The following is a 15,206-nucleotide window of genomic DNA, read 5'->3' on the forward strand; positions in this document are numbered from 1 at the left end:
TTAATTACGCAAAAGTCTAACAGCTACTACCTGGATAAAGGCGTTAATTTACTTATATTAATTAAAGACTACGTACAAAATAAACATGAAAGGTAGAACCTTCGCCCAATTTACTTTCTACTTGTATTTTACCGCCAGCATTTTCAATAATTTTTTTTACCATGTATAAACCAATACCAGTACCTTCTACGTGATTATGCAATCGCTTAAACATAGCAAAAAGTTTGTGTTGTTGCGCTAAATCTAACCCTAAACCATTATCCTGCACCGATAATATTTGGTAATTATCTGTTAAAGTACAAAATACCCGCACTTTGGGTAGCCGGTCGGGGGAGTGGTATTTGATAGCGTTAGAAACCAAATTGTAAACAATGCTACGCAGGTTTTTTTCAGAAAAACGAATGGTTGGGCAAAGGCTTATATCTATTACTATTTGGGCCTGAGCCGCTTCCATAATTGGAGCCAGGTCTAATTGCACTTCATTTAATAAGGCAGCCAAGTTCACCGGCGAAGCTTCTTCACTATTTTCTTTTTGTAATTTTGTGATTTCGGTTAAATGATCAATGGTGCGTTTAAAACGTTGCACCGAATCTAGAATTAAAGCTAAAGTGCGTTGCACCGAAATTTCCTGTAAACTTGTTGGTGGTAACTGTTCCAGCAATGCTTCTACCAGCCCTTCAATGTTCAGAATAGGGGCTTTTAAGTCGTGAGAAGCTGTATAAATAAAGTTATCTAAATCTACGTTAATACGCGTGAGTTGCTGGTTGGCTTGCCGGAGTTCAGAGTTTACTGTTGCTAAATCTTCGGCCAGGCTTTTGGCTTGCTGCTCACTTTCTTTAATAGCCTGTTGCGCTTCTACCTGATCTGTTATGTCCGAAACCATGCTGTAAAACCCAACTACTTCGCCTTCCCGAATATGCGGCACATAACTGGTGCGAATGTATTTAGTAAAATTGTCACGGTAAGGCATGCGGGCTTCAAAATTCAATCGTTCACCGGCCAGCGCCCGATCAATATATGACTTCACTCCTTGGTAGGCCTTTTCGCCTACTACCTCCCAAATTGGACGATTTAATAAATTTTCTGGTTTTTGCTGGAACCATGCCTCGTAAGCTTGGTTTACAAATCGGTATTTTTCCTCCCGGTCGAGGTAGCTGATGAGCACCGGTAAAGCATCGGTTATAAGTTGTAGTTGTTGGGCATTGGCTTCAATTGACTGGCGTGCCTTTACCTGATCGGTTACTTCGTAGGCGAAAGCCATTACTCCATCTACTTCTCCTAGACTGTTGCGGCGGGCTTGATACGTAAAGGTAGTGTAAATTTGCTCCAGTGGTCCTCCATGTTGGCGGGCTAGCATTAAGGGCATTTCCTGAGCCACGAAAGATTCTCCCGATTGATGAACCTTAGTTATAATGTCAATAATAGGAGTTTCCTTTAACTCCGGGAGAGCCTCCAGCAAGCTTTTACCCAAGAGCTCTCTGCCCGGAAATATTTGCTGGTAAGCTGGGTTTACTAATTGGAAAACTAAGTCAGCCCCATCCAGAATAACAATTGGGGCCGGGGCTTCCATAAACAACTGGTGCAATATTTTACGTTGCTGGTCGGCTTCCCGGCGGGCTAAAACTTGCTCTGTTACATCGTAAGCAAAGACCGAAATACCGGCAATTTGATTATTCTCCCGGTAGGGCTGATATGTAAAATTAAAATATCTATCTTTTTTAACCGAGTTCTTTACTTCCTCAATAGTAAGCAGCAACTCATTTCCGTAATAAGTTTCCCCGGTTTGATATACTCTATCCAGTAATGCCACAAAGCCCTGATCTACCGCTTCCGGCTGAATTTCGGCAATAGTACGTCCGCGCATAGAGCGGCCCGGGAAGAGCTGCTGGTAAGCTTGGTTGTGGTAATCTACACGATGTTCCGGTCCGCGCAGCAAAACAATGCTGGCTGGTGTTTGTTCAAAAACCTGGTAAAATGCTTCCCGTTCCTGCACTTGCCGCTTGGTGGTAGCTAATACTTCAGCTTGCAAAGAATCGGCGCGTTGTTGGGCATGCACTTTATCTGTAACGTCCACAATAAAGGCTAGAATTCCTTGAATTTGGCCTGCCCCGTTTCTTATAGGCTGATAAATAAAATCGGCGTACTGTTGTTCGTTATTGCCCGTACCTGGGTCAAAAAGTTGAATGGGGGTTTCTATACCAATAACAGGTTGCCCGGTGGTATATACCTGGTTTAATAAATCAATAAAGCCTTGTTCCACCACTTCCGGAAAAACTTCCGCCACAGTGCGTCCGAGTTGAATGCGATTGCCAGATAACGCCTGAAAAGAATCATTAAAAAACGTGTAACGGTGCTCTGCGCCCTCTAAGGTGGCAATGCTGGCCGGTACTTGTCCTAAAATTTGGTGGAGGCGGCTCTGTTGCTCTCGTAAATGTTCCCGTTGCTGCTCTGTTTCCCACAAGGCAGCTTGTAAGGCAATGGTGCGGTCAATTACTCGGGCCTCTAATTCTTCGTTTAGTTGCTGCAGGGCTTGTTGGGTATCTAACAACTCTGCGTAATTATTGTAATACTCTTCGTTGGTGGCAACTAACTCTTCGTTGGTAGTTTGTAGTTCTTCGTTGAGCGCCTGTAATTCTTCGTTAAGTTCCTGTACTTCCTGGTGGCTGTATTCAACCTGGCGACGGGCCCGCACCTGCGCTGTTACTTCGTAGGCAAACACCATAATGCCACTAATGTTACCTTCTAAATTGCGGGTAGCCTGGTAAATAAAATTATAATAATTCTGACCCAGATCACCGCCCGAATTATCGTGGTCCAATTGAACCAGCATTTCGTTGGCTTGAAACGTTTCGCCGGTTTGGTATACTTTATCTAATAAACCAAAAATAGGTTGCCCGGCTAATTCGGGCATGGCTTCGGCAATAGGTTTGCCTAGCAGCGACCGATTGCCTACGAGTTGCTGGTAAGCCGGATTTACCAGTTTAAACACGTGGTTAGGGCCTTCAAAAATGCAAACCATAGCTGGGGCCTGCATGAAGATATTCTTGAGTTGTTCCCGTTGCAGATCGGCATCAGACCGTGCTTCCCGTTCCCGAACCTGACTTTCGCGCAAGGCTTGTTCCACGGCAGTACGGTCGTGGTCAGAAGTATCTGAAAAACTTACTATTAATCCTTGTCCGCTTCGTTGGGCGGCTAGTTGAAAATAGTTGTCGAGTCTGTCGTGCTGATAATTTACATCGTAGCGCCCCGGTTTACCCGATAAAAAGGTATCGCGGTAAAAAACAAAAATACCAGTTTTGGTAGCATGGGGATACAATTGGAGAAAAGTTTGACCCGGACGTGCGGGTAACTGGAGCATGCGCTGGGCTGCCTTATTCAGCATAACATACGCCAGGTCAATAATCTCAGAGTTATCTGCGTTGTATACCGGCTTAAAAAAAATTACTCCGGTTAGCGATACGTCTAACAAAGAAGAAAGTAATTCTTCGGGCGGAAATATTTCTCCTAAATTGATGGAAGGCGCAGGTGGTTGGGCAGTGGAGTCGGACATTTAAATAATAAATAATTAATCAATAGCTAATGGTAAGTAAAGTACTTAGTAAAATAAATATTTCTTCAGATACGGCAGGCTATCAACTACGGTTCAGCTGAAAATGTAACTCATTGCTGTTGTACTTTTACAATTTAATTAGCCTCATTTCGAATTGAAAACATACTCAGCTAGAGATTTACTAAATAATCTCTATCCCGAAAAATAATACCTTTTATCATAGAAGTTTTTTATTTGAGCTATATTCTTTTATTTAAGTAATAGTAATATTTTTAGAACTCAGGCAAAACAGAACAAATGCTACTATTCCAAACCAAACAAAGAATTAAAGGTTTGAAAAAATTGATAAAACAGCTTTAGACCTCTGTAGCAATAGGTTTATTGTTCCGCGACCACTCACTCCAGGAACCTACGTAAAGTGAAGGTATTTCCAGCCCTGCGTAAGCCATAGCCAATAAGGTATGACAAGCCGTTACCCCAGAACCGCAGTGGACAATTACCTGGCTAGGATCTGTATTTCCCAAGGCTTCGGAGTATTTTGTTTTTAGTTCGTCGGCGGGTAAGTAAAAACCGTTTTGGTCTAAATTGGTGCTGAAAGGAATATTAACTGCTCCCGGAATATGACCGGCAACTAAATCAATAGGTTCTTTTTCACCCCGGTAGCGCTCTGCTTCCCGCACGTCTATTACTATAAAGTCAGTACGCTGGGTGACTTTCTCTACGTCGCTTAGATTAACCGTGGGTAATTGCCAGTTTTGTACGGGATAAGTGGTTGGAGTAGTTGGTAGTTCTTCAGCGGTATGAGTAGTTGGGTACCCTGCCGCAATAGCCGCTTCCATACCGCCATTGAGCACTTGTAATTTTTCGTGTCCCATTGCTTTTAACATCCACCAGAAACGGGCAGCGGCATTGGCGCCATTTTTATCATCGTAAACAACTACATGACTTTCCGGCGTAATTCCTAACTGACCTAAAACTCCGGCGAATTTTTCAGCTTGAGGTAGGGGATGACGGCCTCCTTCGGCGGCATTGGCTTTTTTCTCCGAAAGGTCTTGTTCTAAGTCTACGAACCTAGCTTTTTGTAAATGCAGGTTCTGGTATTTTTCTTTCACTCCCGGGCCAGTACGGGCATCTACCAATACTACTTCGGGATTTTGCGCGAGTAAGATTAGTTCATCTGGGTAAACAATGGGTGTCATGTTCTTTTTATCTTTTTTGTTAAGGGAACGCAGATGAACGAAAGTACGCATTTATCCGGAAGGGTTCTGCTGCCAACACGGTTGTTTTAAGTAAATTAAGGTATTAAATCTCTCCGGATAATGGAATTAGGGTAAAGGAAAAATTATGGATACAACTAATAATGCTAGCTTAAATAGAAGAGCATACCACTCAATCACTTTTTCCGACGAGTGAACCGGGTTATTAAACGGGTGAGTTTGGTTAGTATTTACTAAACCTGTTGCCTGCTGTTTATTTGTATAAGATATTAACAAAACCTGAAAAATAAATACTACTATGAGCAACAAAACTCTCGGAATTTTGGCCCTGATTGGTGCCCCGTTCTATGTAATAGGTATATACATCGAACACGGCTTGTACAAGGAATTAAACGAAACCTGGTTTACCGGAGCCTGGGCGCTTACTTACATGCTGGGCTGGATGTGTAGCATTGTAGCTTTGCAACGGCTGGAAGCTACCGGCACTACTCCTTTTGGTAAAGGTATACTATGGGTGGTACTCGGCACTTTAACGCTGGCCAATATTTACAACTTAGCCCAAATACTACTGCCACCAATTTTGTTTCACCGCTTTGTATTTTTAGATGCCTTCTGGCCAATTAGTAATTTAATGATGCTGGTAATTGGTATTACTGCTTTTGTAGCTAAGCATTTAACGGGTTGGAAGCGCTACGTGCCGTTGTTGGTAGGTTGTTGGTTTCCAGTAGCGGTACCTGCCGCATTACTTTTGAATCAGTCTTTTGTCGGATTTATGATAGGAGGGGTTTATTCCGTAATTGCCTGGTCCATATTGGCGGTTATGGTTCTTATTACTCATCCCGAGCCGAAGGCTAAACTAAAATTTACCAAAAATTATCAGGCAGTTTAAGAAGTAATTGTTTTACCTATTGGTCAACCTCCTGGTTATCTTAATTTCCAGCATATCTCTATAGAATTGTTCTAAAAGCGGACAATTGTACTCAAAACCGGACACTTTTTGACCTTAAACAAAATGCCAAATCCGCAGAGAACATCGGGAAAGCTGTTTTTCTAAAATGGCATACCACTTGTAAAAATGTAAACAGATCAGGGAAAAATTACTTAATTAATTTTGAAGGATAAAATGGGCTTCAAATTATAAACCTGTATCATCAAAATAAATGATTCTAAAATTACCAAATATGTTGTTATGTATATAGATAATGGTACTAAACTAAGCAGTACTACCTATAAAAATGAGCAATGGAGCTTATTTCCTGCGGGTAGTGGGCGGTAGTACCTTTGTCTTGTTCTTCCAGTACATCATTCAAGAGAAACTAAATACTTAACTATAAAAACAGAACGATTAATCATCCATCCTTAACCCTAAAATGAAAATGAAAAAGATTACCCAAGTAGCCGCTGTTGTTTTACTTACTGTTTCCATGTCGAGCTGTGCTACCTTGTTCGGGGGCAAAGTAACCGCTTACCAGAAAACCCGTCCTGCCGCCGGTGAACCCCAGCGCGAGATCCGGATCGGTGCCCTTGTAGCCGATGTGCTCTTGTTCTGGCCCAGCTTAGCCGTCGATTTTGCCACCGGTGCTATTTACAAACCCCAGGAGAAAACCAGTACCAACTTGAACTCTAACTCTAGCTCGAACTCAAACACCAACTCCAGCACTAAAGCTACCACCAGCACCAAGGCAGATACGAACACGAAAGCCAGCAACTAAGCCTTTGGGTTTTCTGAACCTACTAGAGCGGAGCCTTAAGTCCGCTCTCTTTTAAGTACCTGCTGCTTCCTCTTTCTGCCTTACTCAACTATCTACCTCAACAATTCATCCCTCTTCTCTTAAACCATCTCTATGAAAACCTTTTGTACTTTCTTATGCTTCTTCTTAGCTACTACTTTGTTCTGCTCGGCGCAGGTGCTGCTGGGCGAAGGCTCCAAGCAAATCTTCGCTAGTCCTCAGTTAGCCACTGCCATCAAGCAACACCAAACCGTAGCTATTCTGCCTTTTGAAGCCAAGATCACCTACCGCAAACAACCCAAGAACTTTAGTGCCGAAGCCCACCAGGAGCAAGAAGCAACCCTGGCCCAGAACATTCAAAGCAGCATGTACACTTACCTGTTGCGCAAAGCCAAATCCTACTCGGTTACTTTCCAGGACGTGGAGAAAACCAACATCTTACTCCAGAAAGCGGGCATGTACGGCAAGTTAAAGGAGTTTACTAGAGATGAGATTGCCAAAGCCTTGGGCGTAGATGCGGTAATCAGCGGTAAGTTCGATATGGAGCAGACGCGCTCGGATGGCGCGGCTTTGGCCACGGCGGTGGTGTTCGGCGGCTATGCCGGCAAGACGGGTTCGGGTTCGCTGACCATGACCATCAACAACGGGCAGGATGGGGAGCTGCTGTGGCGCTTTTTTAAGACCATGGACGATGACTTTACTTCTTCTACCGACGACATGGTTGAGCGCATGATGCGCAAAGTCTCCCGTAATTTCCCGTATGCCCTTTAACTCTGAATGCAAGTAAATACCTGAGAAACATAGGCCTCGTATTTACTTTTTTATACCAACTTTTCTGTACGTTTACCAATTAATCTAATCCAAATTTTTACAATTGCCAGTCTATCCGGTTCTTGTTGAGAAGTGTACTTCTAACCTTGATGATTAACCGGATAGGCTTTTACTCCAACTATTACTGTTAATACTTACCACTCATGAAAACCCTGTTTTTAGGTTTACTTACTTTCTTTAGCTTGTTTTTACCTAGTATTTTTAAAGATACGGTTAAATATAACTATGACATCGATACCAGTAAATCTGTAATAGAATGGTCTGGCTCGAGCCCAAAAGTTACGCACCAGGGTTCGTTTGATGTGAGCTGCGAAGGCATGGAAGTAGTAGATGGCCAAGTGAAAAGCGGCACTTTTGTGATTCCTATTTCTTCTATTAAAAACTTTGATCTACCAAAGGCTTTAAGACCGGTTTTACTCAAGCATTTAAAAAGTGAAGATTTTTTTAACCTGGCTTTATTTCCTGAAGCAAAATTTGAAATAACTGAGGTACAACCATTAGAAAATATGTCGGAAGGAGGCATATCCGGAGCCAACGCTCAGGTAACTGGTAACTTTACAATGTTAGGTAAAACTAACCCGTTAACTTTTCCCGCAAAAATCGATTTACTGGAAAATCAAATTGGCGTTGAAGCCACCTTTAAACTGGATCGTACCCAATGGGGCATGCACTACGCAGCCGATCCCGAACTTAAAAACCGCCACATATACCCGGAGGTAGCCATTCACCTGAAGGTTTTAGGGAATAGAAATTAAGTAGTTGTAGGTTGTTCGTTGTTAGTTTAGTAAATTTTTAATGCTCAATAACTTACTATAAATAATAGTCTAAACTAATTTTGTTAAAATACTTAAAACAAATTAACTTCTCTTGTAAATAAAATTAAATAATTAATCCATTTTTCCATTGTTGCTGTAAAAAGAAGGCTTGTAGCCTTCTTTTTTGCTTTTACCAATTTATACTGTTCAGTGGCTACCAAATACAGGTTAATTATAAATTTTTGTAGCTGAATTTAAATGATAGTAACAGTTTTAAAAAATTGAAATTTCAGTAAGTAATTTTATTCTATCATTAATATCTAATACATCCTAATACTTATTTGTTTAATTATTCTTTTTATTTTGAATATCTTGTAAAAAGGAATTAAAATCTAATCCATACTCATTAATAACTATTTCTATATAGAACATTGATTTACGGGCACTTAAATGGAATTTAGTAAAAGGCAAAGCACATTCTGCTGCTTCTCGAGCAAGTACCAAGGACTTATTGCTATTGGGATCCGTACCCAAGTAAAATAAACTTAAATTTACAGCTACTGTTACTACATCAAGTTTGTATGCATTTGGATTAAATGTGGCTAAATTTCTGTATATCTCTAAAGCTTCAATATATGCTTTCTCAGCAGCATTAAATTCGAAAGAATTAGGACGGTCCTTTGCTGTGAGTACACGACCTAAATTAGTTAATGACTCAGCTACATTTGCTTGAAATGAATGTACATTTTGGGAATTGTTTTTATCTAATACTAATTTTCTTCTTATTGTTAAGGCTTCATTGCAGAGTGTTACAGCTTCATCGATTCTTTCATTCTCAGCTAATATTATGGCTAGATTGTTTGCTGATGATGCTACACCAGATTGAATATCCTGAAGATTGAGTTTAGCTAAATCTTTATAAATATTATAAGCTTTAGTACCTAAAAGTAAAGCTTTATCAAGTTTGTTTAATTCGGCTAAAATATTAGCCGAATTGGTTAACGAGACTGCTATACTTAATTGGTAGTTATTTGAATTATTATTGGCTAAGTTACTATATATCTTTAAGGCTTCTTCACAAACATTTAAGGCTGTCTCCTGTTCGCCTTTTGCTGTAAGCACCCTAGCTAGATCAATAAGCGATGCTGCTATGCTCGACTTAAATCCCTCAAAATCTTGTGGATCAATAACTGTTGCATCACTAAATACTTCTAAGAACTTAGTATATAATGATTGTGCTGCTTCAAGCTGATTATGCTCTAGTAAAAACCTGCCATAGGAAAGTAAATTATCGTTGGATAGAGCAGCATCTAATGATTTTTTATAATATTCTATAGCTTTTTCAAAACGGTTCAGAAGTGAGAAATCAAAAGAAGTAAGACGAGCTAAAATAAGGTATTCGGAAGCTTTATCCCGTAATTTCTGTTTATTGTCATCTATTTTTTGCTGTAGATTTCCCTTCTCTTTTAGCAGGGCTTCTAATTCTGTAGCCATCTTCTCTGCATTTAATACAGCTCGAGCTTCCTTAAATTCTCCTGCTTCAAAATGGGCTTTTGCCAAACGCAGACGCTCCGTGTTAATAGGTATTCTATTAAATTCTTCCGCTAATTTTATTATTTCATTTTTTAAGATATCTAATTTCTGTTGTAAAGTAAGGCGTTCTGCATTTATTTGTGATAATTCCAATACAAAGCTTTCATCTTTATATTTATTGAAATAGTCAGAAACAGTATTATAGCGTAAATTTAACTTATCAATTTGTTCTTGTAGTTCTTTATACTCAGTTGCTTCTTTTAGATTAATGACGATGTTTCCGTTGCCAATTATTACGTTGCCATTTGCATCAATACTACCTGTATTTACATTTTGGCTACTATTTATAATCATATATTATTAGTTGTATTGTCACCGAAAGAGATATTTCCGCCCGCACTAATATTTCCAGTATTTACATTTTTACTATTGGCGATAGTAACTTTAATACCCTTTTTATTACTGGCTTGTGTTTGTAATTCTATAAAACCATTTTCTGAAAGTTTGTCTAATTGCTTATTGAAGTGCTCCCGTAATCCTTCATTATTTTTATATGTAGGCGGAAAATGACCTAATTGCTTTAATCTTTCTTGAAAGACACGGAGGCTTATTGCATCATTCTCATTTGAATTTTCCGTAGTAGGAATATCTTTAAAGTAAGTAAAAATGATAGGTTTCCCCTTTTTGCTAAATTCACTCAATGCAATTTCAAATTCTTCTTGAGTATACTTACCTACTTTTGAATGAAACAACATTACAAAAATATCACACACTTTGATTGCTTTATTATACTCGTCCTGCAAACGAGTTTGAGAGAGCGAGTCTAAGAAATCCTCCCAGATCATAAGTTCAAGATACATGCCTTTATTAGACCAGGAATTGTTTTTTCTATTAATAAAGATTTCAAATTCTTTACGATCTTCTTTTAATTCAATAGAAGAAGCTAAAAATACTTTTATTCTGTTCATGAAGTATGATTTTATAAGTCAGTTTTAGGACTAAGCTGAACAAATTGTTACATTTTAAGTATAGGCTTTTTAAAAATAAAACTAAACAGTTTAATTTAGCATAATTATTACAGTTACTTCTTTTTGTGTTTATATAATATATTGAAAATTAATGACTTATTGTATTAATTAACAACCTGTGGAAAATTTTACTAGCAAGATATTTAGCTTCCTAAGTAAGTATTTTTCATCTTAGATATAAGAAAGCCATTTTAGATAAATTGGAAACATGGCCTTTCGAAACTTGAAATCTCATGTTCGCACAGCTTAAACTGGAAGACCTGCTTTTTATTGATATTGAAACGGTACCCGGACAACCCAGTTATGCCGACCTCGACGAACGTTTTCAGGAGCTATGGGCGATTAAATCGCGGCAATTGGCTAAAATAGAACCCGATCCGGCTGATATTTACGAACGGGCGGGGCTTCACGCGGAGTTCGGCAAAATAGTGTGTATTTCCATTGGGATTTTGCGCGAAACCACCGATGGCCAATTCACCATGCGCCTGAAATCGTTTTGTAATGCCAACGAAAAAGAGCTACTCGAAGACTTATGCGATTTATTAAATACCAAATTTACGGGTAAAAGCCATTGTTTGTGCGGTCATAATATCCGCGAGTTTGATATTCCGTATTTATGCCGCCGTATGCTGGTGAACGATATTTGCCTGCCTAAATTAGTAGATTGTACTGGCCTTAAACCCTGGGAAATTTCGCACCTGGATACCTTGCATCTTTGGCGTTTTGGGGATAGCCGCAGCTTTGTTTCTTTAGACTTGCTGGCTGCCCTTTTTAACATTCCCAGTCCTAAAAGCGACATGAGCGGTTCGGAAGTAGGCCGGGTATTTTACGAAGAAAAAGATTTAAACCGGATTAGCCGGTATTGCGAGCAGGATGTAGTTACGGTAGCGCAATTACTATTGCGGTTTAAAAGTTTACCCATGCTCCGGCCCGAAGATATCCAATTTACTTAAAATTAGTTAGGTTTATTCCTGCACTAATTCTTGTAAACGACGGGCGTTAAAGGGTGCGTAGCCGTGCATGTCGTTATCAAAGTACACGAATACCTCTTTACCTTCCTGCTGCCAGGTTTTACAACGTTTCGCCCATTCTTGTAAAGTTTCTTCGGAGTAACTGCCATCGTACTTATTTAAGGGGCCGTGTAGCCGGATGTACACAAAATTGGAAGTAACAAGTATGGGAGATACATGGTACTCTAAATCATAAATGCAAAAGGTGGCTTGGTAAATTTGCAATAATTCGTAGACGTTCTCATTGTACCAGGAATGATCCCGAAACTCGAAAGTGTAACGGAAATAAGGCGGTAAGGCTTGCAGAAAACCTTCAAAACGAACAATGTCGCATTGCCAATTTGGAGGTAGCTGAAATAAGATAGGCCCTAATTTTTCGCGTAATATGGCCACATTCTCCATAAATTTACTAAAAGATTGTTGTGGATCTTTTAGCTTTTTCATGTGCGTAATAAACCGACTTGCTTTTACCGCAAACAAAAAATCTTCGGGTACCGATTGGTACCAGTTGGCAAAAGTTTCGGGAGTGGGCAGGCGGTAAAACGAATTATTAATTTCGACGGTACTAAAATCCTGCAAGTAAAAATTTAAAAATTCGGGCTGCGGCGTACCCGCCGGATAATATATACCTTTCCAATGTTTGTAGTGCCAACCCGAACAACCCACCCAAATTTTATGCGCCTTTGCCATGTGCTTTTTAGCCCGCGTATACTTTATATAGGCTGTTTTGGTTTATTTAAAAATCTAGGAAGGTACTTTTATTGGCAATTGTTAAAATTTATTAAAATCAGTTTAGTTATGCGGAGAGTTCGCGTGAGCGGTCTCTCCGCATTTTCCAGACAGCCCATCTCTGATTGGCGTAACAGAGTATTTTAGTAAATTTCATCTATAAATTAGTTATTTATCAGACATTAAGAGTTTTTTATAACTCCATACACAACTTTCATAACCTAATATTGAGCTTGCATTTTTAAAATAGGTATAAACAAAAAATCCGGTTAAAAACCGGATTCTTAGAAGAAAATTGACTACAAATTTTTTAATACTATTATCTCTTTTTTAAAGCAGAATAAATAAATTTAGTTACCACCTCCGCCACCGGCCCGGTTTAATTCTTCCAGGTTGGTGTTGCGTTTTTTCTCTTCAAACTTAGCGCCTTTGTTAAACCGGTAACGCAGATTTACGCGGAAGCTGCGAGAGCCAAAATACTGGTCGAACTCATTAATGTTGCCGTTATAGTTGGCCTTACCAATAATTTGCTGACCCCGAAAAATATCATTTACGTTAACCGAGAATTCTAATTTTTCATTTAAGAACGAGCGTTTCAGACCCACATCAATTCCCCAAAGAGACGAAATCCGGTACAAGGCATACGCACCAGGGCCTTGGTAGAAGGCGTTCACCTCCAGGCGTATTTTTTTGGGTAATTGAATATTCTGGGTAGATTGACCATAATAAGATAATTGCTTGTTCCGCAGCGACCGTTCTTTTTGTTCGATGGTGTAATCCTGGTAAGCCACATTAAACGTATTGTTCATATCCCAGTTTTTTGAAATTTTAATGGGTAAAACCAAATTACTGTTCACGTTCTCGTAGCGCTTTACGTTGGTTTGCATAAACACCGTCCGGTTCTGCTCGGGGTATTGTTCCGGCACTTCCGCAATAAAGTCGGTAGTTACGGAGTATCCTATCTTAAAAATATATTTAGACTTTAACGTTTGCGTCATTTCAAAAGAATTAGTATACGCCGGACGTAAGTTAGGATTGCCCTGCGCGTAGGTATAAGGGTCGATATAAAACACAAACGGGTTCATGCTTTCGTAGCGGGGGCGGTTGATGCGGCGGCTGTAGTTATAAGAAATCTGGTAATCTTTGCTGATGTTGTGCATCAGGAAAATGCTGGGAAAAAGATTCAGATAGTCGCGCTTAAAAGTAGTATTGGTGGTTAAAAGATTACCTTCACCTAAGGTTTTTTCGGCCCGCAAACCACTTTGCAAACTCCATTTCTCACTTAATTTAGTATTAAAGTTCGCGTAGGCGGCAAATATCTTTTCTTTATAAATAAAATGATTGCTTTTTAAAACATCCGGAATGTGCACATTGTCTACGTTGTAAAAGAACCGTAAATCGTTGTCCGACACCACGGAGCTTACTTTAGCACCAAGTTCCATTTTGGTGTCTTTTGAAAATGGTTTAGTAAAATCGGTTTTAGCTGAAAAGATATTATAGTCAGAAGGATTATCACTGCCGGGTAAAACCAAGCGCGAATTACCTGTTTTTAATTGCTGATATAAGTTGAAAAAACGGGACTCTCCGTTATTGTTTATCATAACATAATCCACATCGGCAGATAAAGTAGTGCCAGCCGTATCGAGCTTACCCATGTAATGGCCATTAAACGTGTAATTCGAAAATGTTCCGTTAATTAAATTAGTGGCCGTAATAAGCGAATCTGTTTCAGGGTTGCCGTTTGAAGTGAACGTACGTGTTTTAAAGTTGCTGCCAAAATCCTGGTAGTACAAGTTAGCCGTTACACCTACGCTATGCTTATCGGTAATATCGTAATCGGTGCTTAACCGCAGCGAAGGCACTTGGCGCACATCTTCCTGCCGGGCGGTAGATACCTGCCGACTGCTGCTGCTATCAGTATTAAATTCCCGGGTAAAGGTGGCATTGCGGTAAAATACCCGGCGCGCCGCATCAAAATTAGCGGAGGTACTCCATTTGCCTTTTTTATAGTTAAGGGTACCGCCGGTACTGTAACCCGACATGCCGTTGTAGAAATTACCCACGTACACGCTGCCATTTACGCCAGTAAGGCTATTTTTTTTCAGGTTAATATTTAAAATGCCGGCATTGCCCTCGGCATCGTATTTAGCTGAAGGATTGGTAATAATTTCAATGTCTTTTAAGTTTTCGGCCGACATACCCTGTAACATGGTTTGCAGTTCTTTGCCAGATAAATAAGTGAGTTTGCCATCAATCATTATCTGGATACCACCTTTACCATTCAACTGAATATTACCGTCCTGGTCGATAAATACTCCCGGCGATTTGGCCAATACTTCGTAAGCAGTGCTGCCGGCGGCCAGGGCGGTGCCTTCTACGCTTACTACCATTTTATCGGCCTGTGCTACTACTTTAGGCCGCATGGATTGTACCGTAACTTCTTTCAGGAGTTTGGTATCTTCCTGTACGGTAAGCGTCCCGAAATTTTTAGAGAACTCGGCATTATTTACTTCAAAAGGACTGGAATCGAAATTAGTAAATCCAATAGCAGTAATGCGCAACAGGTAGGTGCCCACCGCAGGCGTTTTAATAGCAAAAGCACCTTGTTCGTCGGTGGTAACGCCGGTAACAATCTTGCTAGTAGAAGTTTGCACTACGGCCACGCTGGCAAAAGGTACTGCTACTCCTTTCGCATCTTTCACGCTACCAGTTAACTGGCTGCTGGTTTGGGCTCGGGTGATCTGGGAAAGGCACAAAAGAAAAGTAATCATTACAATGTAGTACAAATTCTTCATAGTAGTTTAGTTTGGAAAAAGTCTGTTA

11 protein-coding genes are annotated in these 15,206 nt (G+C 40.0%); 5 read left to right on the top strand and 6 right to left on the bottom strand.

Annotation, left to right across the window (positions count from 1 at the left end):
• Positions 1-61: 61 nt before the first annotated feature.
• Positions 62-3,550: a PAS domain-containing protein gene (locus HUW48_RS07115; RefSeq protein ID WP_182415020.1), complete on the bottom strand. Its 3,489-nt coding sequence runs from the start codon at positions 3,548-3,550 to the stop codon at positions 62-64.
• Positions 3,551-3,906: 356 nt separating this feature from the next.
• Positions 3,907-4,800: a sulfurtransferase gene (locus tag HUW48_RS07120; protein ID WP_246343761.1), complete on the bottom strand. Its 894-nt coding sequence runs from the start codon at positions 4,798-4,800 to the stop codon at positions 3,907-3,909.
• Between the two features lie 265 nt (positions 4,801-5,065).
• Between HUW48_RS07120 and HUW48_RS07125 the strand changes: the two genes are divergently transcribed.
• The 4 genes from HUW48_RS07125 to HUW48_RS07140 all read left to right on the top strand — a co-directional run bounded on the left by HUW48_RS07125 (position 5,066) and on the right by HUW48_RS07140 (position 8,083).
• The gene (locus HUW48_RS07125; RefSeq protein WP_182415021.1) at positions 5,066-5,656 is read left to right on the top strand and encodes a hypothetical protein; all 591 of its coding nucleotides are present in this window, start codon (positions 5,066-5,068) and stop codon (positions 5,654-5,656) included.
• Positions 5,657-6,143: 487 nt separating this feature from the next.
• Positions 6,144-6,479 carry a hypothetical protein gene (locus HUW48_RS07130; RefSeq protein WP_182415022.1) on the top strand — a complete coding sequence of 112 codons (336 nt, stop codon included), beginning with the start codon at positions 6,144-6,146 and terminating at the stop codon, positions 6,477-6,479.
• Positions 6,480-6,611: 132 nt separating this feature from the next.
• The gene (locus tag HUW48_RS07135; protein WP_182415023.1) at positions 6,612-7,268 is read left to right on the top strand and encodes a hypothetical protein; all 657 of its coding nucleotides are present in this window, start codon (positions 6,612-6,614) and stop codon (positions 7,266-7,268) included.
• Between the two features lie 203 nt (positions 7,269-7,471).
• The gene (locus HUW48_RS07140) at positions 7,472-8,083 is read left to right on the top strand and encodes a YceI family protein (protein ID WP_182415024.1); all 612 of its coding nucleotides are present in this window, start codon (positions 7,472-7,474) and stop codon (positions 8,081-8,083) included.
• Between the two features lie 345 nt (positions 8,084-8,428).
• On the opposite strand, the gene HUW48_RS07145 is transcribed toward HUW48_RS07140, so the two are convergent.
• Together HUW48_RS07145 and HUW48_RS07150 are read right to left on the bottom strand one after the other, a co-directional pair.
• Positions 8,429-9,970 carry a tetratricopeptide repeat protein gene (locus tag HUW48_RS07145; protein WP_182415025.1) on the bottom strand — a complete coding sequence of 514 codons (1,542 nt, stop codon included), beginning with the start codon at positions 9,968-9,970 and terminating at the stop codon, positions 8,429-8,431.
• Positions 9,967-10,584 (bottom strand): toll/interleukin-1 receptor domain-containing protein, encoded by a 618-nt coding sequence (locus tag HUW48_RS07150; protein ID WP_182415026.1) that lies wholly within the window; start codon positions 10,582-10,584, stop codon positions 9,967-9,969. The genes HUW48_RS07145 and HUW48_RS07150 overlap by 4 nt, the downstream gene beginning before the upstream one ends.
• Positions 10,585-10,877: 293 nt before the next feature.
• Between HUW48_RS07150 and HUW48_RS07155 the strand changes: the two genes are divergently transcribed.
• A complete protein-coding gene (locus tag HUW48_RS07155; protein WP_182415027.1) occupies positions 10,878-11,597 on the top strand; it encodes a ribonuclease H-like domain-containing protein in 720 nt (239 codons plus the stop codon).
• Positions 11,598-11,609: 12 nt separating this feature from the next.
• Here the strand turns inward: HUW48_RS07155 and HUW48_RS07160 are convergent, their stop codons facing one another.
• Together HUW48_RS07160 and HUW48_RS07165 are read right to left on the bottom strand one after the other, a co-directional pair.
• Positions 11,610-12,344: a DUF72 domain-containing protein gene (locus HUW48_RS07160; protein WP_182415028.1), complete on the bottom strand. Its 735-nt coding sequence runs from the start codon at positions 12,342-12,344 to the stop codon at positions 11,610-11,612.
• Between the two features lie 389 nt (positions 12,345-12,733).
• Positions 12,734-15,178, bottom strand: coding sequence for a TonB-dependent receptor domain-containing protein (locus HUW48_RS07165; RefSeq protein WP_182415029.1), 2,445 nt, complete (start codon positions 15,176-15,178; stop codon positions 12,734-12,736).
• Positions 15,179-15,206: the final 28 nt, after the last annotated feature.

Origin of the sequence: Adhaeribacter radiodurans (assembly GCF_014075995.1) — a bacterium.
GTDB classification, from domain to species: domain Bacteria; phylum Bacteroidota; class Bacteroidia; order Cytophagales; family Hymenobacteraceae; genus Adhaeribacter; species Adhaeribacter radiodurans.